Origin of the sequence: Herbaspirillum rhizosphaerae (genome assembly GCF_046025915.1) — a bacterium.
GTDB classification, from domain to species: domain Bacteria; phylum Pseudomonadota; class Gammaproteobacteria; order Burkholderiales; family Burkholderiaceae_D; genus Herbaspirillum; species Herbaspirillum rhizosphaerae_A.
The window spans coordinates 218,784-241,790 of record NZ_JAQQFR010000004.1 but is presented as its reverse complement, the minus strand read 5'-3'; the positions used below and the strand labels follow the sequence as shown (position 1 = coordinate 241,790).

Here is a 23,007-nt window from a genome sequence, read left to right as displayed (position 1 = left end):
TGCTGCCGTACCGGGTTCAGTACGATGATTTATACGCTCAGATAGCGATCCCACAAATCCGGCTGCGCCGACAACTGTTTGGAATCGCCCTGCCAGACGACTTTACCTTTTTCAAGGATGGTGTGCTGGTCGGCAAAACCGATCAGGCGCTTGATGTACTTGTCGATGACGATGATGGTCAGGCCATATCCGCGCAAGGCCTTCAGGCACGACCAGATTTCTTCCCGCACCAGCGGCGCAAGACCTTCGGTAGCTTCATCCAGAATCAGCAAATGCGGATTGGTCATCAGCGCCCGGCCGATGGCGAGCATCTGCTGTTCGCCGCCGGAGAGCTGTGCGCCACCGTTGGTGCGGCGCTCTTTCAGACGCGGGAATTGCTGATAGATCTTTTCCAGCGTCCAGGGATTGTCGCGGCCGTTGCGGCGCGCTGCAAAAGCGGACAGGTTTTCTTCGACACTGAGATTTTTGAAAATCTGCCGGCCTTCCGGAACGATGGCAATGCCGCGCCGCGCGATGTTGTCGGCGCTCTGCGCATGAATCGGCTGACCGCGGAACGAGACTTCGCCGCCGGTCGGACGATTCAATCCGAGGATGGTACGCAGCGTCGTGGTCTTGCCCATGCCGTTGCGGCCAAGCAGCGTGACGACTTCGCCTTCATTGACGCGCATGTCGATACCGAACAGCACCTGGCTCGAACCATAACCACCCGTCAGTCCGGATACTTCCAACAGTGTGCTCATTGTGTTTCCTCTTGCATTTTTTCCCCGTCCCCGTCCCCATCCTCTTCCTCCTCGCCGAGATACGCCAGCTTGACTTCAGCGTTATTGCGAATCTCGTCCACACTGCCGGTTGCCAATACCGCACCCTGCACCAGCACGGTGATGCGGTCGGCTAGCGCAAACACGGCGTCCATGTCGTGCTCGACCAGCACGACGGTGAGCTCTTGCTTCAATGACTGGATCAAGGCAATCATCTCGCCGGATTCTTCATGTCCCATACCGGCCATCGGCTCGTCCATCAGCAGGACGCGCGGTTTGCAGGCGATGGCCAGACCGACATCCAGACGGCGACGTGCGCCATGCGACAACTGCGACGACAATTGATGGGCGAATTTTTCCAGACCGACGCGACGCGCCACCGACAGGGCAGTGTCTTTTGCTTCTTTGTCCTGTGCGCTGCTGTGGAAGAAACCATAGCTGACATGTTGACGGCGCTGTACCGCGACTTGCAGGTTTTCCAGCACCGTCAGCTCGTCGAAAACGCTCGTGATCTGAAACGAACGCGCCAGCCCGGCGCTCACACGCGACTGTTCTGCACGGTCGTGCATGGCTTCGCCGAAGAGGAAGATTTCACCGGCATCTGCTGCCAGTGCACCCGACAACAGCGACAGCAAAGTCGTCTTGCCGGCGCCGTTGGGGCCGATGATGGCGTGGACGTGACCGGCCGCAATGTCCAACGTCACATCACGCGTGGCAGCGAGGCCGCCATAGCTTTTCTTCAGGCCTGTCACCAACAAGGCTGATGAATTTGACAAGGCCTCATGCGCCATGTTGTTCTCCCTGCTTCAAGGACTTGCCGATGGTCATCAAGGAACTGACGCCGCGCGGCGCCACCATCACCACCAGCAGCAAAATCAGGCCCACATAGATTTGCCAGTATTCGAAATGCGTCGACAGGATCTCTTCCAGCAACAGGAAGACCGCTGCGCCGAGAATGCCGCCGTAAAAGTAGCCGACGCCGCCCAGCGCCACCATCACCAGCAGAATGCCGGACTGCGACCAATGCAGCAGCTTGGGACTGGCGAACAGATTGCTCATGCCGATCAGGCTGCCGGCAATGCCGGCGATCACCGCGGCGATGACGAATGCCGCCAGCTTGTAGCGCAAGGTCGGGTAGCCGATAGCCTGCGCGCGCCGTTCATTTTCACGCATGGCGTTAAGTGCCAGGCCGAAGCGCGATTTCAGCAGGCGCGCCAGCAGCACATGCACCACCAGCAGCCAGGCCAACACCAGCCAGTAGAAACCATTGTCGCCGCTGATATCGAGACCGAGTCCGATCACCGGACGGCCGTTGATCTGAATACCGTCGTCGCCGCCGTAATAGCGGAAGCCGACAAAGAAGTAATAGAACAGCTGCGCCAGCGCCATCGTGATCATGATGAAGTACACGGCGCGCGTGCGCAGTGCGATGGCACCGATCATCAAGCCCGCCACGGCAGACACCAGTGCGGCGATCAGCCAGATGATCCAGGCGCTGGTCACGCCATGGAAGCTGGCAATTGCCGTCACATAGGCGCCGAGACCGAAGAACACGGCATGCCCGAAACTGACCATGCCGCCGTAGCCGAGAATGAAATTGAGACTGGAAGCCATGATCGCGAAAATCAGGATTCGCGTCAGCACACCGATGTAGTACTCCATCCCGGTGGCCTGCGCCAGCACCGGCAACAGTACCGCCAGCACGATAAAAAAAAGCAAAAGCAAACGTTGCATGGACATCCTCAGGAACGAGCAGGGAACAAACCGCTGGGACGCCAGAACAGCACCGCGATCATTACCAGATAAATCATCATCGAACCCAGCGCCGGACCAACCGATGCGGCGGCATCGGCACTGAGAAAGAGTGCGAACAGCTGCGGCAGCAAACCGCGTCCGAGGGTGTCGACCACGCCAACGATCAGCGCACCGACCGCCGCGCCGGGCACCGAACCGATACCACCGATGACCACCACCACAAACGCCAGAATCAGCACGTCGTCGCCCATGCCGGCCTGCACCGCCACCAGGGGGCCGAGCATGATGCCGGCCAATGCCGCCAGCACCAGACCGAAGCTGAACACCAGGCGAAACAGCAGACGAATGTTGATCCCCATCGCGGTGACCATTTCCAGATTATTGGAACCGGCCCGTACCCACATGCCGAGCCGGGTACGATTGATCAGCAGATACAAGCCGATGGCGACCAGGATGCCCACCGCCATCACTAGCAAACGGAAGCTGGAATATGGCAGGCCGAACAACATCACCGGACCGGCAAATGCGGCCGGCATGTTCAGCGGCAGCGGCTGCGGCCCCCAGATCATGCGCACGCCGTCGTTGAAGATCAGGATGAGCGCGAACGTCGCCAGCACGTGCACCATATGATCCTTCTTGTAGAGCCGCCGGAACACCAGCCACTCCAACAGGAAGCCGATCGCCGCAGTCGCCGGCAATGCGCCCAGCAAGCCCAGCCAGAACGAACCGGTAGCGCCTGCAATGTACGCCGCCAGATAGGCGCCGATCATGAAGAAGCTGCCGTGCGCCAGGTTGACGAAGTTCATCACGCCGAAGATCAGCGTCAATCCCGAAGCGATCAGGAACAGCATGACGCCGAACTGCAGGCTGTTGAGCACCTGCTCAAAAATCAGATTGGCCAAGATCGTCCCTTATTGCATCTTGCATTCGCCGACATAGGCGTCGACGTGATCGGTCATCAGTGTCTGCGTCATGTTGTTGACGTATTTGCCGTCAGCGGCTTTGGTGATCACGCGGGCATACTGATTCTGGATCGGATAGTGGTTGGCTGCGAACTTGAAACCGCCGCGCACCGACTTGAAGTTGGCCGCTTTGATGGCGGCGATCAATGCGTCGCGGTTTTCCACCTTGCCGCCGACTGCCTTGACGGCGCTGTCGATCAGCATGGCGGCATCATAGGCTTGTGAGGAATACATCGAAGGCTGATGGCCATATTCCTTGACGAAGGCCGCGACGAACGCGCGATTCTGTTCGTTCGGCAAATCTGCCGACCATTGGCCTGTATTGGCAACACCGGCAAGCAGATCGCCATTGGAGAGCATCTGTTGATCAGCGTCATAGGCAGGCATCACGCGCACGATCTTCGGATCCATGCCCGCAGCCGCATATTGCTTGACGAAGTTGACACCCATGCCGCCCGGCAGGAAGAAATATACGGCGTCGATATTGGCCGCACGCAGTTGAGCGATTTCCGTCGCGAAATCCAACTGGCCGAGTTTGGGGAACAACTCGATTGCCGGTTCTTTTTTCAGGAAACGCTTGAAACCGGCCGAGGCATCTTTACCGGCAGGATAATTCGGCGCGATGACGGCAACGCGTTTATAGCCCTTGTCGGCCATCAGCTTACCGGCAGCTTCGTGGGTGGCGTCATTCTGATAGCTGGCACTGAAGAAATACGGCGAACAGCCTGCGCCTGCGAATTGTGCAGGGCCTGCATTGGCGCTGATCACCACGGTCTTGCTGGCGAATGCTGCCGGTGCGACGGCCAGCAAAATGTTCGAATAGACAAAGCCGGTCAGGATGTCGACCTTCTCGCGCTTGAGCAGGCGATCCGCACCTTGCTTGGCGGCGTCGGGGCTGAATTGATCGTCGACGGTAATGACTTCGGCACGCACACCGCCGAGCTTGCCGCCCAGGGTTTTCAACGCCAGCGTGAAGCCGTCGCGCTCGTCAACGCCGGGAGCGCTGGCCGGACCGCTCAGGGTGGTCAGAAAACCGATCTTGACGACGTCCGCTGCCTGCGCGCTAAAGCTGACGCCGGTTGTCAGTGCCAGCAAAGCTGCACCTGCCATTGTTGTTATTCGATTCATGCCAAAACTCCCCATGGTGGATGAAAGATACAAAATACGTAATGAAACAAAAAACTGTCTTGCGAATGCCTTTACACGAAGCCGGTTTGGTACCGGCCTCGCGATCTATCCCGGCATCAACTGCGGCTGTCGGCTTTCGACAAAAATGCATCTGCAAAAAAATCTGTTTCAGGCAACCCGCAACTGCCGGTGAAATCGCGTCGCGCGGATTCGACCACGACCGGTGCACCGCAGGCGTATACCTGGTATTGCTGCATATCGGGGATGTCTTGCATGACTGCCTGATGGACGAAACCTGTGCGCCCCGTCCAACCGGATACGCTATCCACCTCGGACAGCACCGGCACATAATCGAACCACGGCAGGCGTGCCGCCCAATCGCGGCACAGCGCATCCATGTACAGATCAGCCTGTCTGCGCCCTCCCCAATACAGACGCATCGGCCGGTTGTTGTTCTTGACGATTGCTTCTTCGACCAAGGCTTTGATCGGAGCAAATCCCGTGCCACTGGCCAGTAGAATGACAGGGCTCGCGCCATCGCGCAAATAGAAATTACCGCCCGGCCCTTCGAGCTGCAGAATTTCTCCCTCCTGCAAGCCGCCGAAGACGCGGTCGGTAAACAAGCCGCCCGGCAAATGCCGCACGTGCAGCTCCAGCACATCCTGACCACCGGTGGCGTGCGTCGCCATCGAATAGCTGCGACGCTGGCCATCGCCAAGCACCACGTCGATATATTGCCCTGCCTGATAGGTCAGCTCCGCACCATCGCAACGCAACTGCAGCACCGCCACATCCGGCGCAGCGCGTGTGATGCCATAAATTGTCGCCTGCATTTTTTGCACTGCGGGAGCGACTTCTTCCTGTGCAGCGGTGCCCATGCCGACTTCCACGCGCCCTGCCACAACACGCACCGGAAAGCTGCGCACCGCTTCGGTCACCGGCGCGCATCGCGGCGCACCGCTGCGGATGTCGAACAATCCCTGATGCAGAGGGCATTCGACGCAGCCATCCTCTACATAGCCGTCGGATAGTTTGGCGTTGCCGTGAGTGCAAAGATCTTTCAGTGCAAACAATTCTTCGCCGAGACGAAACACGGCGACCGGCTGACCGCCGGCCACCACGGGTGCAACCTCGCCGTCGCCAAAATCATCGGCATTGCCGACATCAAACCAATCACTCATGACGCTCATGACACTCCTCACCTTCCTCAGATCGGCGTGGCCAGCAAGGTCGGCACCCGCAACGTGTCATAGATCACGCGGCGGCTGGCGTAGCGCCAACCGGCGGCGGTCTTGACCACGCGATCGATATAACGGCCGGCCTGATACACGAAGGACTCGCCGTTTTGCAAGGTCTGGATCACGACATAACTCGATTCGGATTCGACGGTGCCGTCGTCCACTGACTTGAAGATCAGACCCGATGTCATGTGACGATAGGTATGTTCTTCGTAGATGTTGGCGTGGCGCAGCGACAGCACGCGGTCGCGCAACATCTTCTTGCTGTCGCAATAAATGATGCCGATCGGCAGGCCCGCATCAGCGTTCTCGCGCGGGATGATTTCGTACAGGCAATCGTCGGTAAAAAACTCCGGCCACTCTTCCAGGCGATCGTTGTCGAGTGCGTGGATATAGCTTTCCTGCAATTGGTGGAGTTCAAACCACAATGTCATTTTTTCCATCTTGTTTTCCTCGCTTACGCTTTCTCGATACTCTGGAAACCCATCAGCTTCTGATAGCCGAGCCAAAACTTGCGGATCAGGCTCTCGGTGATCAGCGTGTCTTCCTGATCCGGGCTGTCTTTTGCCATGTCCATCACCGAGCAATCGTTGGGGTCGCGGGCAGTGCCGCGCTGCACCAGTTCCGTCGCTTCGGTGTCTTCCATGGAGATGTAACCTGCCGGCCCGACCAGATTGGCTTGCTTGATGCGCAGCGCGCGCAACTCAGGCGTGTCGTCTGCATAACCGAAGAAGTGGAAGATCAGCTCGAAATTGCCCGGGCCTTTCGGCAGCAATTGACGCGCGACCAGCGTGTTATGAATCTGCTGCACCACCAGCTGCGGGAAGATCGGCTGAATATGGTTGGTGGTCATTTCTTCATACTCTTTGATCTGGCCGAGTACGGATGGATCTTCCAGCTGGAAGCCCTCGTCGAAGGAGCGAATGGCTTGCTGCTTGTAGGCGTCCGATGTCTCCGCCTCGTTCTTGGTCGCCGTAATGATGCTGTGCAGGCCATGATGCTTGTCGGCGATCGAACGCGCCTTCATGCCCACGCGGAAAATATTGAACGTGGTGTGGAACAGATGCAGCAGGCTGGCGTGGTACGGATCCTTGACGTTTTCCAGATACAGCTTCCAGTTCGACTTCGAATACTGGCGTGTGCAACCGAGATAAACAATAGGCTTGTGGAAGATGCGATCCAGCCACGGGCGCATTTCCGCGCCGATGTAGTCGGCCAGCGGCTCTACCGTCGCGCTGAAGCTGGCGAAGACCAGGCCGCGATAGCTTTCCACCCGCAACTGGCGCAGGCCGTGGCATTTTGGATCGAAGTCCTTGGCCATGCCGGCTGCGCCTTTTTGACCACGGCGGAACGGTACGCCCAGCAAGTTGCCGCGGGTATCAAAGCTCCATTGATGATAAGCGCAGCTGTGTGAAGTCGCGTTGCCGCGCGGTGTGCGGCAGACGATGGCGCCACGGTGCGCGCACTTGTTGACCCATGCGGCAAGCTCACCGTCTTCGGTGCGCGTGACGACAACCGGTGTATCGCCGACGAAGGTGCTTTTGTAATCGCCGTTGTTGGGGATCTCGGCTTCCAGCGCAAGAAAACTCCAGGTCTCGCCACGATAGATGCGTTCCTGCTCGAGATCGTAGACCTCCTGCGAACTGAACACCTTATAAGGAGTGCGCGAGCCATCCGTGCGCGGGAACTGCAGCAATGGCACATAGCCTTCCTGCTCAAGCCGGGTTGTATTGTTCATGAAGCGTGTCCTCATCTGGGTAAACACCGAGCCATACCTGACTCAGCAGATGCCCCATCATAGGGAAAGCACTTCCGGCACAATATCCGCCGTTTGCAAGCTTGACCTTGTGCGCTATCCGTTTCTTGCACTGTTGCCCATGCATGCTCCTACCCGCCTGTGGAACATTCCTTGCAAGCCGCCCCGGCTATGCCATTTCACCCCACTTTTTTTTGCTGCACCGCACCGTCAGAAACCTTCACGCTGATGATGGCCTGTTATACCCAATAGGTATGCAAGGTATCGAAATTGGTCTTGGACATGGCCACTGATTTGTTTCTATGATTCGGCAAACAACCTGAAACCGGATTTTTATCTTGAGCCTCTCACCGACTTCCATCGAAACCGTCGACGTCATCTTGCTCGATGTCCCGACCATACGGCCGCATCGCCTGTCGATGACCACCATGCATCGCCAGACGCTGGTGCTGGTGCGCATCACCGGCAACGACGGCGTGACGGGCTTGGGCGAGGCCACGACCATCGGCGGGCTGGCCTATGGAGAGGAAAGTCCGGAAAGCATCAAGGTCAACATCGACACGTACATGACGCCTTTGCTGACAGGTAAAGATGCCAATCAGGTCGCCGCACGCATGCAAATCCTGAATGACAACGTACAGGGCAACCGCTTCGCCAAATGCGCTATCGAAACGGCGTTATGCGATGCGCTGGCAAAACGTCTTGGCGTGCCGCTCAGCAGTCTGTTCGGCGGCCGTGTACGGTCGAGCTTGCCGGTTGCCTGGACCTTGGCCAGTGGCGATACCGGACGCGATATTGAAGAAGCGGAAAAAATGCTGTCGCTGCGTCGGCATAACATTTTCAAACTGAAAATCGGCGCCCGTGCGGTACGCGATGACGCCGCCCATGTCGCGGCCATCAAGCGCGCCGTCGGCGACCGCGGCAGCGTGCGCGTTGATGTCAACCAGGCCTGGAGCGAAGCGGATGCCATGCTCGGCATGCAGTTGCTGGAGCAAGCGGGCGTCGATCTGGTGGAACAACCGATTGCCGCCGGTAATCTCGATGGCTTGCGCCGCCTGCGCGACAAGAATCGTATTCCGCTGATGGCCGATGAAACCTTGCATGGCCCTGGCGATGCATACAAAGTCGCGCAGTGCGGCGCAGCCGATGTGTTTGCGGTCAAGATCACGCAATCGGGCGGACTGACCGGCGCGCAGCAGGTCGCCGCCATTGCCGCTGCAGCCAGTGTGGACTTGTACGGCGGCACGATGCTCGAAGGTGCAATCGGCACGATGGCTTCGGCGCAATTGTTTTCGACATTTTCCCAGCTGGCGTGGGGCACCGAATTGTTCGGCCCGCTGTTGCTGACGGAGGAGATTCTTACCGTACCGCTGCGCTACCGCGACTTTTCGCTGGAGCTGCCGGACGCACCCGGCCTCGGCATCACACTGGACGAAGACCGCGTGAATTTTCTGCGCCGCGACCGCAAAACCACGCTGGTGTCGCTGGCCTGATCCCCTCACCTATTACACCAAGCAGGAGACAACATGCTGTTTAAAGTCACGATGGATGTGCAACTGCCGCACACCATGCCCAAGGAAACCGCAGACGCGCTCAAGAGCCGCGAACGCGAACTGGCGCAGAGTCTGCAGCGTTCCGGAAAATGGCGTCATTTGTGGCGCGTGGTCGGACGTTACGCTAACGTCAGCATCTTTGATGTCGCCAGTTCGGCGGAACTGCACGACCTGCTGCTGACCCTGCCGCTGTTTCCCTACATGAAAATTGAGGTCGAGGCGCTATGTCGTCATCCATCCTCGATTCATGAAGACGAACGTTGATATCGATACACCCTCACAACTAAGCCGTACCAAGCCAAAAGCCAATCAGAGACGAGAGAGACGAACATGGACAAGAAGACGATAGACGCCGTACTGCAGAAAATCGAAAGCACTGAAACAGGACAAGGAGACCCGCGTGTCAAAGAGATTGTTAACCGCATTGTGCGCGATCTGTTCCACACGATTGAAGAGCTTGATGTCCAGCCTGAAGAATTTTGGTCTGCCGTTCATTATCTGACCGCTGCAGGACAATCCGGCGAATACGGTCTGATCGCTGCTGGTCTGGGTTTTGAACACTTCCTCGATCTGCGTATGGATGAAGCGGAAGCACGCCGGGGTATCGATGGCGGTACTCCGCGCACCATTGAAGGCCCGCTGTATGTCGCCGGTGCGCCGGAACAAAAGGGCTTCGCCCGCCTCGACCAGGATGAACAACCGGGCGAGACGCTGTTCATGCAAGGCCAGGTGCGAGACAAAGACGGCAAGCCGCTCGCGCATGCGCTGGTGGAAGTCTGGCATGCCAATCATCTGGGCAGCTATTCCTTCTTCGATCCAAGTCAGACACCGTTCAATCTGCGCAGCAGCATTCGCACCGACGCGGAAGGCCGTTATCGTTTCCGCAGCCGCGTACCCGTCGGCTACAGCGTTCCTCCGGGTGGCGCCACCGATCAGTTGCTGACCAAACTGGGACGCCACGGCACGCGTCCTGCGCATATCCACTTCTTCGTTTCTGCGCCGGGGTATCGCAAGCTGACCACGCAGATCAACATCGCCGGCGATCCATACCTGTGGGATGACTTTGCCTTCGCCACCCGCGAAGGGCTGGTGCCGGAGATGACGCACATCACCGATGCTGCGGCAATCCGCAAACATGAAGTTGACGCGCCGTTTTATTCCATCGACTTCGACTTCATGCTGCATGCCGAACAAGCCGATTTGCCGAAGGCGGAGATCCAGCGCGATCGCGCTACTGCCTGAGCGATCACAAGCACGATCTGTACAGCATAAACTCAGCTAACGTCGGGCCATGCCAATGCATGGCCTGATTTTTTTCACGATATAACATGCAGAAAAAGTCATGACGACTACGCGATCAGCATCCATGTCTTATACGCTGGACGGTCCTCCGGAAGCACCGGTCCTGATGTTTTCCAATTCGCTCGGCACGACCATGTCGCTGTGGGAAAGCCAGGCCCGCAGCTTGCGCTCGCACTATCGAATCTTGCGCTATGACACGCGCGGCCATGGTGAAAGCCCTGGAGTCACCGCTGCAGGCTCGCTGACGCTGGCGCAACTGGGGCAGGATGTCGTCGATCTGCTGGATCAGCTCAAATTGGACAAGGTCAATTTCTGCGGAATTTCCATGGGCGGCATCATCGGCTTGTGGTTGGGCATTTACGCCGCTGATCGCGTGCAGCGTCTGGTCGTCGCCAATTCCGCTGCGAAGATAGGCAGCGAGGACGGCTGGCGCAGCAGAGCGGAGCAGATTGCAGAGAATGGCATGGACGGTGTCGCCGATGGCGCCGCCGGACGCTGGTTCACACCGGAGTTCATTACCCGTACGCCGATACTGGTGGATGCCATGGTGAGCGATCTGCGGCATTGTTCACCGCGTGGATATGCAGCTTGCTGCATGGCCTTGGCCGATGCCGACCTGCGTGAAGAGGTAGTTCGCATCGAAGCGCCGACCCTGATCGTGGCCGGTCGCCATGATCCGGTGACGACGGTTTCCGATGCGCGTTTTTTGCAAGAAAGAATCGCCGATGCCGACTATCTGGAACTGGCTGCCTCGCATTTATCCAATGTCGAAGCGAGCGACGCTTTCACTGCCGGTCTGATGAAGTTCCTGGCCTGACTATTTCAACGCCGATTAAACGCCGATTAAACGCCAATTAAACGCCAATCATTATTCGCCGTCCTGCGGCATGTTTTGTTGAACGATATGCGCCGCAGTAGCGCGCAATTTTTCCAGCAGGGCGGAGCGATCACTGGCGCGGAAATTCATGATGACGGGTGAGAACACGCCCTTGTTTGCCAACGGCCGATAGACGACATCGGCACGATGCAAACCCTGTACCGAGCGTGGCACCAGCGCCACGCCGACACCGGCGGCAACCAGGCCGATGGCGGTTTGCATCTCGTTGGCTTCCTTGACGATGGTCGGCTTAAGGCCACGGCTGGCGAAGATCTCCAACACCTGATCTGCGTAGCTGGGGCGCGGTCTGGCCGGATAGAGAATGAATTTTTCTTCGGCGAGCTGAGCCAATCCGACCTTGGTCTTTTTGAGCAAAGGATGGCCCAACGGAAAAACCGCCATCAACGGCTCTTCGATGATGGTTTCGCACACGATGTCGGGATCGCTGATCGGCAGGCGGCCGAAGCCGACATCGATGCGCCCCGACTTCAGCGCTTCGACCTGCTCCATGGTCATGATTTCAGAGAAGCCGATCTCGATCTCCGGCAAGTCGGCGCGGAAGCGCTTGATCAGCTCCGGCAACAGCCCGTATAGCGCTGAGGGAACAAAGCCGATATTGAACCAGTGCTGTTGCCCTTTGGCGATGCGCCGCGTGCCCTCCTCGATCTGATCAAGCCGGGACAATACCTGTACGGTCTGCTCGTAAAAGAATTTTCCGGCCATGGTCAGCGCAATCGGCCGCGACGCACGGTCGATCAGTTCGGCGCCGACGAGCTCTTCCAGTTGGCGTATCTGCCGGCTCAGCGGCGGCTGGGCGATGTGCAGCAGTTCGGCAGCCCGGCTGAAACTGAGCGTGCTGGCGACTGCGTTGAAATACTTGAGATGGCGAAGTTCCAATATACCTCCGGAGCATACAGTGATGCCGATTTGATATTGTACGTTTTACCAGCCCGCGCATAAAATCTAAAACGCTGCGTTGATAACAATAAGATCCACAAGACCGCTATGATCGATAAGACCGCACAATGCGGTACAAGATAATGCAGGGCAATGCAAAACCGTTTGGACCGCACGAGGACAGCACGGGACAACATAAGGACGCTGGCGGTGTTTTGCAGAATGCCTTCAAAAAATCATTCAGGAGACAAGCATGAAGAAACATCTTTCCGTTCCGGGCACAGGCCCGCATCCCGGCAACCATTCCAGCAATAATCCCGCCTATGCGCGCTATCCGCGCATGAGCACCGCGAAATTCGGGCACGAAAATTGCTGACAGTTGGCTGATTGTGGATTGACTGCAGCTTGATTTTTACGCAGTCAATTGCGGGTGAACACTGGTATTCGCCCTTCAGTCCATTCTTTGTTTTCCCGAATCAGGTGTGGAAATTTCCCGCCGGCGGTTCGGCAACACCCGGTCTCTATCGTCCTCCCATCCCACTCGGCGGGACATCGTTAAGAGGTTAACATGCAGAACATAATTCAATCGCTCAGCCTGGCGCCGCTCTATCGACATCGTGTCTTTCAGTCGACAAGGAAGGTGGATTGCCATGCGCAGGTCGCCAATGAATTGTCGGAACATGATTTATTCTGGAAGGGCGATGACGTCGATACGGTGCTCTTCAAGGCGGCGATCCAGCAGTTGCAGATCTTCATGTTGAAGTACGGTGCCGAGGTGATCGTGCGGCCTCGCCTGTTCAATGGTTTCGCGCTGGTCCACATGACCCTGAGCGGCACCGCCGAAATTGAAGCCGACGGCCAAAAAGTGTGCATCCCGCAAGGCAAGACCGCGTTGATTGCACCAAAACGGAATTTGCGTCTGTGGTGGCAGGCCGGCTCGGAACAGTTGATCCTGAAAGTGCCGCTGGCCTTGTTTGAAGAACTCAGTGCACAGGGACAACCAGGCCCGGCCAACATGCCGTCGCTGTTCTTGTTGCCTGAGCAAGCCATCCCGCATTGGGATCTGCTGATCCAGTCGCTGTTGCGCGTACTGGCGCTGCCGGGACAGAACGACGGCCACGATGCATGGATCAGTCATTTCGAACGTGGCGCCGCGCAGTTCCTGCTGTCGCAACTCACCAGCACCTACACTGCCGGCCCGACTGCGGCCGGTATCGCAGCCGACGAATCGGCGGAAGGCCTGGTTGGCTCCGGCAAACTGCAACGCCTGGACATGCTGGAGAAGTACATCCGTACGCGCCTGTGCGCACCGCTGGCGCTGGCCGATCTGGCCAACGCCGCCGGCGTCAGCGTACGCGCGCTCAACGCCTTGTGCCATCAGCATCATGGCGTCGCACCAATGGATCTGCTGCGCAATATCCGTCTCGACGCTGCACGTGAACGCCTGCTCACCCATCCCGGCGCGAATATCACCGATACCGCCTTCGAATTCGGCTTCGGCCATCTGGGCCGTTTCTCGGCGTATTACCGTGAACGTTTCGGCGAGCTGCCCAAGCAAACGCGGGGCTGCGCACGCTGATACGTCTTCTCTCTCATTCTTGAAAACGGCATCGAAAGGTGCCGTTTTTTTTCGCGCATTCACGTCGTTCTCATTCCGTCTTTGTCTGCCCGCCTCCGGCGTCGCAAGATTCGGATAAAGCGCAGGCGCGCATCTGCAAATGCCGGATATTTCTTTCATCCGGCACTCTCTATGATCAGCGCGAGGATAGTCCCCACGCATCGTCCATGAAGACGTGAGATCTCACCTCGCCCATGGAAGACAACCGATCAGACAACAACGGAAACACCGCGATGCATAATTATTTTCGCTCCATCCAGTTCAAGGTGACGCTGGCATTTTCGCTGTTGGCGCTGGTCCTTCTCTGCCTCGGCGCATCCACCATTGTCGTCACGCAGACCTTGGCCGCCGATGCGAAAACCGGTCATGGCAGGGAGCTTGCAGCGCTGACGAATTGGATCGCCGGTGCATGCATGATCGCCGGCGCAATCATCGCCTTCATCGCAGCGCGTCATCTGATCACCGTCGTCTGCGGCGGCTTGCATCGTCAGACCGGCAAGTTTGGAGAGATGGCGTCTTTCCTCGATTTTTCCAAACGGTCGGCCAGTCCGCGCAGAGACGAATTCGGCACGTCGGCACGCGCCTTTGACGGCTTTCTCCAACGGGTGGAAGACGTTGTGGTCGGCGTCGTCAATGCCACTGCATCGGTCGCCACGGCAACACGCGAGATCGCAGCGGGCAATATGGATCTGTCGATCCGTACCGAGCAACAAGCCGCCTCGCTGGAACAGACCGCACACAGCATGCGGCAACTCACCGAAGCCATCCGCAGCAACACCGACAACGCCTTGCGCGCCAACACACTCGCCGATGGTGCGAATACGCTGGCGCTGTCCGGCAGCAAGTCGATGCAAACCATGAGCGCAACCATCGGCCGGCTTGACGAAAGCTCCAAACAGATTTCCGAGATCACGGCGCTGATTGATGGCATCGCATTCCAGACCAACATCCTGGCACTCAATGCGGCCGTCGAAGCGGCACGTGCCGGCTCACAAGGACGCGGCTTTGCAGTGGTCGCCAGTGAGGTGCGTAATCTGGCGCATCGGTCTTCTGCCGCAGCGAAGGAAATCAAAGTACTGATCGATGCCTCCGTCAGCATGGTGCAGGATGGTTTGCATCAGGCCCATGAGGTCAGGACCACGGTCGAGAAGGTGCAGCAATCGATCAGCGCCGTCTCCGACATCGTCAATGCCATCAGCGCAGGATCGGTCGAGCAGCGACACGGCATTGAAAAGATTAGCGCCGCCATCGCGCAGATGGATCAGAGCACACAGCAAAATGCAGCCATGGTGGAGCAAGTCGCGGCGGCAGCACAGTCGCTGGAAGAACAAGCCGGCCGCCTCAACTATTCCGTGTCGGCATTCAAGGTCTCGAACACGCGCTTACGTCAGGGTGAGCAGACATCGGTTAAACCCAAGGCATCCATTACATCGGCTGCATTGGTTGCACCGATTGCACAGGTTGCACCGGTCGCGCTGCTGACAACGAGCTGATTGAGCACGGCACCGCGCTGTAACCCTCTTCTTTTTGCACCAGAAAAATCCAATTCTGCACCGCGATGCAACGGCGGCAGAACGCGCGTAAAAAACGGATATTGGCGCGCGTCTAACGTGCAAGCGCCGGATATTTTTCATCTTCCTGTTTATCTAAGATCGCTTCGACAAGAGACAACACTGCGCGGCCGTGTCGCGCAAGAAAAACAAGAATCCTTGCATAACACTGCATCGGCACAAGGAGATGAAGGTCGACCGATGCATAGCGACGGCGTGGTCATCGCAGGCAGGAAAATGAAACTGCCGCCTGCGATATCGGCAGCTGCGCCGACATATTGATTCTGCAATTTCATTCGAATGGGGAAGATCATGAACAAGTTAGTCTGCAGCACCCTGGCTCTGCTCGGCGCGGCGTGCTCGCATCAGGCGATGGCGCAAAGCCAGGTGACGATTTACGGCATCATCGACACGGGCGTCGTCTACACAACCAACGCCAATGCCGCTGGCAATTCCGCATTGAAAATGCCCTCACTCACGGCGTCGTTTCCATCGCGTCTGGGCTTCAAGGGTACTGAAGATCTGGGCGGAGGCCTGCAAGCGATGTTCGTACTGGAGTCCGGTTTTGCCGTCGACACCGGCGGCATGGGGCAAGGCAATCGCCTGTTCGGCCGCCAATCCTTCATCGGCTTGAAAAATAACTACGGCTCCATCATGCTGGGCCGCCAGGTCAACATGACCTATCTGGTCACCGCCAAATCGGACGTCATGGGTCCGAACATTTTTTCGATCAGCAGCATCGACTCGTACATTCCGAATGCACGCAGCGACAACGCCATCGGTTATCTCGGCACCTTCTCAGGCGTGACGGTCGGTGCGACCTATAGCTTCGGCCGCGATACCTCTACCGCCGGCGGCGCCAGCGCCACCAGCTGCGCGGGCGAAGTGGCCGGCAATGCGAAAGCCTGCCGCCAGGTCACTGCGATGCTTGCCTACGACAGCCAGAGCTTCGGCGTGTCGAGCTCGTACGACATCATGTATGGCAACACCGGCGCATCAAACGGCCTCACCAGCAGCGACAACACCGATCAGCGCGTGACCCTGAATGGCTATGCCATGCTGGGCAGCACCAAGATCGGCATGGGTGTGATGGATCGCAAGACGCGTGCGGCGGCGGTCAACACCAATTCCGATTTGTACTATCTGGGATTCTCTTATCCGATCAGCACGGCGCTGGTGCTGGACGCGCAGGTTGCCAAGCTGAGCATCAAGGGCTCGGCCAACAAATCCACGCTGTCGGTGGCACGCCTGACCTATAACCTGTCCAAGCGTACTGCGCTATATACGTCGCTTGGCTATATGAAGAACGCCGGCACAGCGGCAATTCCTCTGGATGTCGGCGGCACCGTCGGCACCGGCATGAATCAGTTCGGTGTGATGACTGGCGTCCGCCACACCTTCTGATGTGTTGAAGTCCCTCTGTCTTGAGGTGACGGCGCATGCACGAGTGATCGTGCATGCGCCTTTTTTTTTAAAACGCGCCGACGTAGTTTTCTGCCAATGCGGTGGACAGAGCGCGTGAATTGACCACGTTCTCCAGTTCGGCGCGCTGGATCTGTTGCTGGAACGGCGAGGCATCGTCAAAGGTGTGCAACATGCTGGTCATCCACCAAGAGAAATACTCTGCGCGCCAGATGCGCTTGAGTGCTGTTTCCGTATAGACGTTGAGCTGGTCGCTGTTGCCCTTCTTGTAGAAATCATCCAGCGCGCGCGACAGTACCTTCACATCGCCGACGGCCAGGTTCATGCCCTTGGCGCCGGTCGGCGGCACGATATGCGCCGCATCGCCTGCCAGAAAAAGGCGGCCGTACTGCATCGGCGTCGACACGAAGCTGCGCATGCCAATGATGCCTTTCTGAAAAATCTTTCCTTCCTTGAGACGCCAGCCGTCGCTGCTTTCCAGACGGGTATGCAACTCGCTCCAGATACGGTCGTCGGACCAGTTGTTGACGTCGTCTTTCGGATCGCATTGAAAGTACAGGCGCTGCACCGTCGGCGAGCGTGTGCTGACCAAGGCAAAGCCGCGCTCGTGTTGTGCATAGATCAGTTCATCCGACGAGGGCGCCGATTCCACCAGGATACCGAACCAGCCAAATGGATAGATGCGCTGATAATCCTGGCGCACGCCTTCCGGAATCTGCGGACGCGACACGCCATGAAAGCCATCGCAGCCAATCACGAAATCGGCCTGCAATTGCTGCGGCTGTCCGCCATGCATGAAGCTGACCGATGGCGTCTCGCTCTGCACATCCTTCAGCACGACGTCGCTGACTTCGAAGAGTAGTTGACCTTGTGCCGCCAGACGCGCCGCGACCAGATCCTTGATGACTTCGTGTTGCGCATAGACGGTAATGGCGCTGCCGGTCAGTTCGGTCAGATCGATGCGATGACGGCGGCCACCGAAAGCCAGCTCGATGCCGTGATGCAAAGCACCTTCCTTGCGCATGCGTTCGCCGACGCCGGATTGGGTCAGGATATCCATGGTGCCCTGCTCCAGCACGCCGGCGCGAATCGTCGCTTCGATATCGGCGCGGCTGCGGCTTTCCACCACGACGGACTCGATACCTTGCAGATGCAATAAATGGGACAACAGCAAACCGGCCGGACCGGCGCCGATGATGGCGACTTGGGTGCGCATGGCATATCTCCGTAAGTAATAATTTTTTATATGCCTGCATCGTAGTCCGCGATGCGCCGGGAAAGAATGGATGAATTCTGAAATTACTTGTACTATTTTGACACTCACAATTCTGACGACGGTATCCGTATGGCAACCAGAAAGCCGGCAACACGAGCAAGTGAAGTCCCGCAATTCTCTCTGTACGGCGAGGCTGTGCGCAGCGAAGGTGCGGAGTTTGTGCACATCGAGTTGATCGAGACGCGCAGCCGCATCCACGACTGGCATATCGAACGGCATACACATCGTGGTCTTTTTCAGGTACTTTTTTTAATGTCCGGCCATGTGCGCGCCGAGGTCGAGGATGAGGTCTGGGAACGCGATGGCCCAGTCGTCATTACTTTGCATCCGTCGGTTGAACACGGTTTCGACTTCTCGGAAGAAGCGGTCGGCTTTGTGCTGACGGTGGACCAGAATGTGGTGTTTTCAGTCGGCGAGAGCAAGGATGCGGGCTTGCACAGCGACATCTTTTCCGCGCTGTTCTTGCAACCGCTGGCGATCGATCTCTCGGGCGCTCCGGAAATCCGCGAACGTCTCGACGCTATCCTGCGCAATCTCATCGCCGAGTCGGCATGGCCGCTGTTCGGCCACACGCTGATGCTGGAATGGCTGGCGCGCAGCGTGCTGCTGTTGCTGGTGCGGCTGGAGGCGGATCATCGCTCGGCGGATCTGTCGGGGCGCAACGACTTTGAATTGTTCAGCCGCTTCCGTACGCTGGTGGAGGCGCATTACAAGGAGCAATGGCTGGTGGGGACGTATGCAGATCAGTTGCATGTGACGCCGAGCCGCCTGAATCGCTTGTGCCTGAAGCTGGCGGGGCAGTCGGCGTTTGATATGACGCAGCACAGACTGATGCTGGAGGCTTGCCGCAAGCTGACGTATGTGCCGTCCAGCGTGGCGACGATTGCTTATGAGTTGGGGTTTCAGGATCCGGCTTATTTCAGCCGTTTGTTCAAGCGGCATGTGGGGATGTCGCCGAAGGAGTTTCGTAGTGAGAGTTTGAAGGGGTGAGAGATGTTTTGTTGCTGTGGCTTGCTGTGTTTTGTTCCGACGAAGTTCTTCTGGAATTGAAACACCTATCTCTTCGATCAACCCTTCGCCGGGGGTAGCCCGGCAAGGTTGATCGAAGAAAGAACAATCTAAGCTACCGACATAAGCAAAATCGGAACAGCACACCTAAAGCAACGCCCCCAACTCCACCTGAATCTTCAACATCGCCGGCAAACACCTCTCCACCATCTCCTCCAGCTTCATGCGCGCAGCATGCACACTGATGTTCATGGCCGCGACCACCTCACCCCGAAAATTGCGAATCGGCACCGCCATGGTTCGCAGCCCAAGCTCCAGCTCCTGATCCACCAATGCATATCCCTGCTCGCGCGTGCGTGCTATCTCCAGTGCCAGACGATCCTTGTTGACGATGGTATGCGCGGTGATCTGTTCCGGCTGCAAGCGCTCAAGGAAATGCTCCATCTGCGCCTGCGGTAGATGCGCCAATAACACGCGACCGTTGGCGGTGCAGAAGGCCGGTACCCGCGTCCCAGGTTGCAAGGTGGTCGACACCAGCCGGCCGGCGCTGACGGCGGCCACACAGACCAGCTGATCATGGTCGAGCACGCCGGCGGAGGCGGCTTCTTCCAGCGAATAGGCCAGGCGATACAACAACGGCTGCACGATGCGCGGCAATCTGGCCGAGTGCAGGTAGGACTGGCCGAGCCGCAAAATCATCGGCGTCAGGGAAAACAATTTTTGCTCATGCCGCACATAACCCAGATGCGCCAGCGTGATCAGATAGCGGCGCGCAGCAGCACGTGTGAGACCGGTGCGCTGAGCAACTTCGGCGATGGTCAGGCGTGAACGTTCCTGATCAAAAGCCTCGATCACCTGCAGGCCTTTTTCCAGACCGGCGATGAGGTCGCGTTTGTGCGGCGCGGCAATTTCGGTATCGGCGGCGTTTTGTGGCTCAGTCATGGCGAATCTGCATAAAGTCGTCTATTTGTGCGATTCTCGCACAAATAGGGCGAATATCGAATGGAACGGCAACAACCTCCCTTGTGGCAGCACGGTTCCTTGCCTAAGATCCGATCAGAACAAAACAACACGATACGTTATTCGCACGGCAAGACCCTGTCGACACGGGCGAATTACCTATCGCGCCAGCATGCATCGCGGCGTGAATCGTGTGCTATCGACCCTTTTCAAGGAGACCCCATGAACTTCGACGCAGTCGAATCCGGCGTTTATCCGGAGCTGATTTACCCTCCCTATAAATCCACCGTCAAACGCGGTCCGACGCAGGCGCCGTTGCGTATCAACGCTGCCGCTGCGACCACGACCAATCTGTTTGCCTCGCCCAAGCTGATCCTGCCGCACGATATGGATATGACCGCACAAGGCAAGGGCGAACCGCTGGGCGAGAAGATCGTCGTTACCGGCCGCGTGCTCGATGAAGACGGCAAGCCGGTGCGCAATTCACTGCTGGAAGTGTGGCAATGCAATTCCGCAGGCCGCTACTGGCACAAGCGCGATCAGCACGATGCGCCGCTGGATCCCAACTTCACCGGTTTCGGCAAGATGCTGACCGACGACAACGGCCGCTATCGTTTCGTCACGATCAAACCGGGCCCTTATCCGTGGGGCAACCATCACAAGGCATGGCGTCCGGCGCACATCCACTTCTCGATGTTCGGCAACGTGTATGCGCAGCGCCTGGTGACGCAGATGTATTTCCCCAGCGATCCGCTGTTTGAATACGACCCGATTTTCCAAAGCATTCCGGACGAGGCTGCACGCCAACGTCTGATCTCGCGCTTCAGCCTGGATGAAACCGTCGACGACAAGATGCTCGGCTATGAATTCGACATCGTGCTGCGTGGACGTAACGCCACGCCGATGGAAACCTGAGGAATTGGAGAATACGATGACAAGCAAAATCACAACCTCACAAACCATCGGCCCGTTTCCGCATGAAGCCTGGCGCTGGGCCGTCGACATGACCGCCAACGTGGAAAGCAGCGCACCGAAGATCGTCGTCAAGGGCGCGATCTTTGATGGCGACGGCGTGGCGATCAATGATGCGTGGATCGAGACATGGATGCCGGACAGCGCACCGGTGGAAACCGCACATGCCATCCCAGGTTACCGTCGCGTGCCGAGCAATGACGAAGGCGGCTTCAGCCTGCAGATCACCTTGCCTCAGGCCGCCACCGCCGGCAAGCCTGTCGCGTATGTCACCGTGTTTGCACGCGGCCTGACCAAGCATCAGTTCACTGCCGTCTTCCTGGAAGACGATGCGGGATTGGCGCAGTCGGACATACTTAACCAAGTACCGCAGCAACGCCGTACTACCTTGATTGCGAAGAAGCAGGCGGACGGTTCCTATCTGTGGAACATCAATATGCAGGGCGCACAGGAAACGGCATTTTTCGATTACGTCTGAAAACTGATTTATCCTGAAAGAACAGGGACTCGTGGATACCCTCCACCGAGTCCCGTGTGCGTTTTACCGATTACAACGGAGCCCATGTGAGCGTTTCCATATTCGACAGTTTTTTGACCACGCCGGAGATGATCAAGGTCTTCGACGATACGTCCATCGTGCAGGCGATGTTTGACTTTGAAGAAGCGCTGGCCAATGCGGAGGCCGCCGAGGGTGTCATTCCCGAAGCCGCTGCACGTACGATCGCGAGCGTTTGCAATGCGCAGCTTTACGATATCCCCGCGATCATCCAGGCCGGTCGCCGCGCCGGCGCGCTGGCGATTCCACTGGTCAAGGAATTGACCAAGGCCGTCGCGCTCACCAATCAGGAGTCGGCCACGCATGTGCACTGGGGCAGCACCAGTCAGGACGTGCTTGACACCGCCATGGTGCTGGCCACGCGCGAAGCGCTGAAGCTGATCGACGACGGCCTCGGTGAGCTGACCGCACAATTACTGAAACTCGCAGACCAGCATCTGTCCACACCGGTGTTGGCACGCACGCTGATGCAACCGGCGCAGGTCACCAGCTTCGGCTTCAAGCTGGTTGGCTGGGCAGCGCCATTGATGCGCGCGCGCGAACAGCTGCGTGAACAATCCGCACGGGCCTTGCAGTTGCAACTGGGCGGCGCCGTCGGCACGCTTGCCGTACTCGGCGACAAAGGTCCTGCAGTCGCACAACGCATGGCCGATGCCTTGCAATTGAAAGTCGCCGATGCCGCATGGCACACACAGCGTGACGAATGGATGCGGCTGGGCATGGAAGTGGCCGTGTTGACCGGCAGTCTCGGCAAAATGGCAACCGACCTCAGCCTGATGGCCCAAGGTGAAATCGCCGAGCTGGCCGAACCCTCCGGCAACGGCCGCGGTGGTTCATCGGCAATGCCGCACAAGCGCAATCCAGTGTCATCCATGATCGCCCTGGCAGCGGCCAACCGCGCACCGCAACACGCCGCCGCCTTGCTCGCCGCGATGGGACAGCAGCACGAACGCGGCCTCGGCAACTGGCAGGCGGAACTCGCGGAATGGCCGGCCTTGTTTCTCGGCGCGCATGGCGCGATCAAGGCGCTCAATGAAGCCTTCGCCGGACTCATCGTCGACACGCGCCGCATGCGCCGCAATATCGATGCGCTGCAAGGCCTGGTGTTTGCCGAAGCGGCGTCCATCTATCTGGCAAGCGCCATCGGCCGCCCGAATGCGCACGCGCTGCTGGAGAAATTGACGCAACGCGTTGTCGAGACGCAAGGCCATCTCGCCGATGCGCTGACCGTCGCGATCAAGGAAGATCCTCAACTGAGCAAGCAGATCGATATCAGCAAGATTCAGGATCTCTTCGATCCGGTGCAGGCGACGGGTGCTGCACGTGCGCTGGCAGAACGTCAACTGAAGTCGTTGCAGCAAGACAGTCGCTAGTTGGGCATCCTTCCATCCCATTTCCATCACGAGATAACCACATAAC

General features: G+C 58.0%; 23 protein-coding genes. 12 read left to right on the top strand and 11 right to left on the bottom strand.

Annotated features, from left to right (window positions below; genetic code table 11):
- Window positions 1-29: 29 nt before the first annotated feature.
- From PQR63_RS08030 to andAc, 8 genes are all read right to left on the bottom strand, one after another.
- The gene (locus PQR63_RS08030; protein WP_408167175.1) at window positions 30-740 is read right to left on the bottom strand and encodes an ABC transporter ATP-binding protein; all 711 of its coding nucleotides are present in this window, start codon (window positions 738-740) and stop codon (window positions 30-32) included.
- Window positions 737-1,549, bottom strand: a complete 813-nt coding sequence (locus PQR63_RS08025; RefSeq protein WP_408167173.1) for an ABC transporter ATP-binding protein — start codon at window positions 1,547-1,549, stop codon at window positions 737-739. Before PQR63_RS08025 ends, PQR63_RS08030 begins: the two co-directional genes overlap by 4 nt.
- Window positions 1,539-2,492: a branched-chain amino acid ABC transporter permease gene (locus PQR63_RS08020; protein ID WP_408167171.1), complete on the bottom strand. Its 954-nt coding sequence runs from the start codon at window positions 2,490-2,492 to the stop codon at window positions 1,539-1,541. The genes PQR63_RS08025 and PQR63_RS08020 overlap by 11 nt, the downstream gene beginning before the upstream one ends.
- Before the next feature lie 8 nt (window positions 2,493-2,500).
- Window positions 2,501-3,415, bottom strand: coding sequence for a branched-chain amino acid ABC transporter permease (locus tag PQR63_RS08015; RefSeq protein WP_094562129.1), 915 nt, complete (start codon window positions 3,413-3,415; stop codon window positions 2,501-2,503).
- Between the two features lie 9 nt (window positions 3,416-3,424).
- Window positions 3,425-4,603, bottom strand: a complete 1,179-nt coding sequence (locus PQR63_RS08010; protein WP_408167169.1) for an ABC transporter substrate-binding protein — start codon at window positions 4,601-4,603, stop codon at window positions 3,425-3,427.
- A 116-nt stretch (window positions 4,604-4,719) separates the two neighbouring features.
- On the bottom strand, window positions 4,720-5,784 hold the full coding sequence (andAb, locus tag PQR63_RS08005; RefSeq protein WP_408167436.1) for an anthranilate 1,2-dioxygenase ferredoxin subunit AndAb: 1,065 nt from the start codon (window positions 5,782-5,784) through the stop codon (window positions 4,720-4,722).
- Between the two features lie 26 nt (window positions 5,785-5,810).
- Window positions 5,811-6,284 (bottom strand): anthranilate 1,2-dioxygenase small subunit AndAd, encoded by a 474-nt coding sequence (gene andAd, locus PQR63_RS08000; RefSeq protein ID WP_408167167.1) that lies wholly within the window; start codon window positions 6,282-6,284, stop codon window positions 5,811-5,813.
- A 14-nt stretch (window positions 6,285-6,298) separates the two neighbouring features.
- Window positions 6,299-7,579, bottom strand: coding sequence for an anthranilate 1,2-dioxygenase large subunit AndAc (andAc, locus tag PQR63_RS07995; protein WP_408167165.1), 1,281 nt, complete (start codon window positions 7,577-7,579; stop codon window positions 6,299-6,301).
- A gap of 356 nt (window positions 7,580-7,935) precedes the next feature.
- Here andAc and PQR63_RS07990 point away from each other — a divergent pair, with 356 nt between their 5' ends.
- The 4 genes from PQR63_RS07990 to pcaD all read left to right on the top strand — a co-directional run bounded on the left by PQR63_RS07990 (window position 7,936) and on the right by pcaD (window position 11,269).
- A complete protein-coding gene (locus tag PQR63_RS07990) occupies window positions 7,936-9,090 on the top strand; it encodes a muconate/chloromuconate family cycloisomerase (protein WP_408167163.1) in 1,155 nt (384 codons plus the stop codon).
- Window positions 9,091-9,123: 33 nt separating this feature from the next.
- Window positions 9,124-9,414: a muconolactone Delta-isomerase gene (catC, locus tag PQR63_RS07985; protein WP_408167160.1), complete on the top strand. Its 291-nt coding sequence runs from the start codon at window positions 9,124-9,126 to the stop codon at window positions 9,412-9,414.
- Between the two features lie 66 nt (window positions 9,415-9,480).
- Window positions 9,481-10,392, top strand: coding sequence for a catechol 1,2-dioxygenase (gene catA, locus PQR63_RS07980; RefSeq protein WP_408167159.1), 912 nt, complete (start codon window positions 9,481-9,483; stop codon window positions 10,390-10,392).
- Between the two features lie 100 nt (window positions 10,393-10,492).
- Window positions 10,493-11,269: a 3-oxoadipate enol-lactonase gene (gene pcaD, locus PQR63_RS07975; protein ID WP_408167157.1), complete on the top strand. Its 777-nt coding sequence runs from the start codon at window positions 10,493-10,495 to the stop codon at window positions 11,267-11,269.
- Window positions 11,270-11,320: 51 nt separating this feature from the next.
- On the opposite strand, the gene PQR63_RS07970 is transcribed toward pcaD, so the two are convergent.
- Window positions 11,321-12,226: a LysR family transcriptional regulator gene (locus PQR63_RS07970; RefSeq protein WP_408167154.1), complete on the bottom strand. Its 906-nt coding sequence runs from the start codon at window positions 12,224-12,226 to the stop codon at window positions 11,321-11,323.
- A 253-nt stretch (window positions 12,227-12,479) separates the two neighbouring features.
- Between PQR63_RS07970 and PQR63_RS07965 the strand changes: the two genes are divergently transcribed.
- From PQR63_RS07965 to PQR63_RS07950, 4 genes are all read left to right on the top strand, one after another.
- Complete coding sequence (locus tag PQR63_RS07965; protein WP_408167152.1) at window positions 12,480-12,602, top strand: hypothetical protein; 123 nt, start codon at window positions 12,480-12,482, stop codon at window positions 12,600-12,602.
- 192 nt (window positions 12,603-12,794) lie between these two features.
- On the top strand, window positions 12,795-13,805 hold the full coding sequence (locus tag PQR63_RS07960) for an AraC family transcriptional regulator (RefSeq protein WP_408167150.1): 1,011 nt from the start codon (window positions 12,795-12,797) through the stop codon (window positions 13,803-13,805).
- Window positions 13,806-14,077: 272 nt separating this feature from the next.
- Window positions 14,078-15,337: a methyl-accepting chemotaxis protein gene (locus tag PQR63_RS07955; RefSeq protein WP_408167148.1), complete on the top strand. Its 1,260-nt coding sequence runs from the start codon at window positions 14,078-14,080 to the stop codon at window positions 15,335-15,337.
- Between the two features lie 369 nt (window positions 15,338-15,706).
- Window positions 15,707-16,798 carry a porin gene (locus PQR63_RS07950; RefSeq protein WP_408167146.1) on the top strand — a complete coding sequence of 364 codons (1,092 nt, stop codon included), beginning with the start codon at window positions 15,707-15,709 and terminating at the stop codon, window positions 16,796-16,798.
- A gap of 67 nt (window positions 16,799-16,865) precedes the next feature.
- On the opposite strand, the gene PQR63_RS07945 is transcribed toward PQR63_RS07950, so the two are convergent.
- Complete coding sequence (locus PQR63_RS07945) at window positions 16,866-18,032, bottom strand: 4-hydroxybenzoate 3-monooxygenase (protein WP_408167144.1); 1,167 nt, start codon at window positions 18,030-18,032, stop codon at window positions 16,866-16,868.
- Window positions 18,033-18,161: 129 nt separating this feature from the next.
- Between PQR63_RS07945 and PQR63_RS07940 the strand changes: the two genes are divergently transcribed.
- Window positions 18,162-19,082, top strand: a complete 921-nt coding sequence (locus tag PQR63_RS07940; RefSeq protein WP_408167142.1) for a helix-turn-helix domain-containing protein — start codon at window positions 18,162-18,164, stop codon at window positions 19,080-19,082.
- A 165-nt stretch (window positions 19,083-19,247) separates the two neighbouring features.
- Here the strand turns inward: PQR63_RS07940 and PQR63_RS07935 are convergent, their stop codons facing one another.
- Window positions 19,248-20,042, bottom strand: coding sequence for an IclR family transcriptional regulator domain-containing protein (locus PQR63_RS07935; protein ID WP_408167140.1), 795 nt, complete (start codon window positions 20,040-20,042; stop codon window positions 19,248-19,250).
- Between the two features lie 240 nt (window positions 20,043-20,282).
- Here PQR63_RS07935 and pcaH point away from each other — a divergent pair, with 240 nt between their 5' ends.
- The 3 genes from pcaH (at window position 20,283) to PQR63_RS07920 (ending at window position 22,961) form a co-directional block, all read left to right on the top strand.
- Window positions 20,283-20,975: a protocatechuate 3,4-dioxygenase subunit beta gene (gene pcaH / locus PQR63_RS07930; RefSeq protein WP_408167139.1), complete on the top strand. Its 693-nt coding sequence runs from the start codon at window positions 20,283-20,285 to the stop codon at window positions 20,973-20,975.
- A gap of 16 nt (window positions 20,976-20,991) precedes the next feature.
- Window positions 20,992-21,510, top strand: coding sequence for a peptidase associated/transthyretin-like domain-containing protein (locus PQR63_RS07925; RefSeq protein ID WP_408167138.1), 519 nt, complete (start codon window positions 20,992-20,994; stop codon window positions 21,508-21,510).
- An 86-nt stretch (window positions 21,511-21,596) separates the two neighbouring features.
- Window positions 21,597-22,961: a lyase family protein gene (locus tag PQR63_RS07920; protein WP_408167137.1), complete on the top strand. Its 1,365-nt coding sequence runs from the start codon at window positions 21,597-21,599 to the stop codon at window positions 22,959-22,961.
- The last annotated feature ends 46 nt before the right edge of the window (window positions 22,962-23,007 follow it).

Bases quoted from the DNA above. Each gene is read 5' to 3' on its own strand.
- PQR63_RS08025 (WP_408167173.1), bottom strand. From the start codon at position 1,549: ATGGCGCATGAGGCCTTGTCAAATTCATCAGCCTTGTTGGTGACAGGC.
- PQR63_RS07940 (WP_408167142.1), top strand. From the start codon at position 18,162: ATGGCAACCAGAAAGCCGGCAACACGAGCAAGTGAAGTCCCGCAATTC.
- PQR63_RS08010 (WP_408167169.1), bottom strand. From the start codon at position 4,603: ATGAATCGAATAACAACAATGGCAGGTGCAGCTTTGCTGGCACTGACA.
- PQR63_RS08030 (WP_408167175.1), bottom strand. From the start codon at position 740: ATGAGCACACTGTTGGAAGTATCCGGACTGACGGGTGGTTATGGTTCG.
- andAc (WP_408167165.1), bottom strand. From the start codon at position 7,579: ATGAACAATACAACCCGGCTTGAGCAGGAAGGCTATGTGCCATTGCTG.
- andAb (WP_408167436.1), bottom strand. From the start codon at position 5,784: ATGAGTGATTGGTTTGATGTCGGCAATGCCGATGATTTTGGCGACGGC.
- PQR63_RS07945 (WP_408167144.1), bottom strand. From the start codon at position 18,032: ATGCGCACCCAAGTCGCCATCATCGGCGCCGGTCCGGCCGGTTTGCTG.
- PQR63_RS07935 (WP_408167140.1), bottom strand. From the start codon at position 20,042: ATGACTGAGCCACAAAACGCCGCCGATACCGAAATTGCCGCGCCGCAC.
- pcaH (WP_408167139.1), top strand. From the start codon at position 20,283: ATGAACTTCGACGCAGTCGAATCCGGCGTTTATCCGGAGCTGATTTAC.
- catC (WP_408167160.1), top strand. From the start codon at position 9,124: ATGCTGTTTAAAGTCACGATGGATGTGCAACTGCCGCACACCATGCCC.
- PQR63_RS07955 (WP_408167148.1), top strand. From the start codon at position 14,078: ATGCATAATTATTTTCGCTCCATCCAGTTCAAGGTGACGCTGGCATTT.
- catA (WP_408167159.1), top strand. From the start codon at position 9,481: ATGGACAAGAAGACGATAGACGCCGTACTGCAGAAAATCGAAAGCACT.
- andAd (WP_408167167.1), bottom strand. From the start codon at position 6,284: ATGGAAAAAATGACATTGTGGTTTGAACTCCACCAATTGCAGGAAAGC.
- pcaD (WP_408167157.1), top strand. From the start codon at position 10,493: ATGACGACTACGCGATCAGCATCCATGTCTTATACGCTGGACGGTCCT.
- PQR63_RS07960 (WP_408167150.1), top strand. From the start codon at position 12,795: ATGCAGAACATAATTCAATCGCTCAGCCTGGCGCCGCTCTATCGACAT.
- PQR63_RS07965 (WP_408167152.1), top strand. From the start codon at position 12,480: ATGAAGAAACATCTTTCCGTTCCGGGCACAGGCCCGCATCCCGGCAAC.
- PQR63_RS08020 (WP_408167171.1), bottom strand. From the start codon at position 2,492: ATGCAACGTTTGCTTTTGCTTTTTTTTATCGTGCTGGCGGTACTGTTG.
- PQR63_RS07925 (WP_408167138.1), top strand. From the start codon at position 20,992: ATGACAAGCAAAATCACAACCTCACAAACCATCGGCCCGTTTCCGCAT.
- PQR63_RS07950 (WP_408167146.1), top strand. From the start codon at position 15,707: ATGAACAAGTTAGTCTGCAGCACCCTGGCTCTGCTCGGCGCGGCGTGC.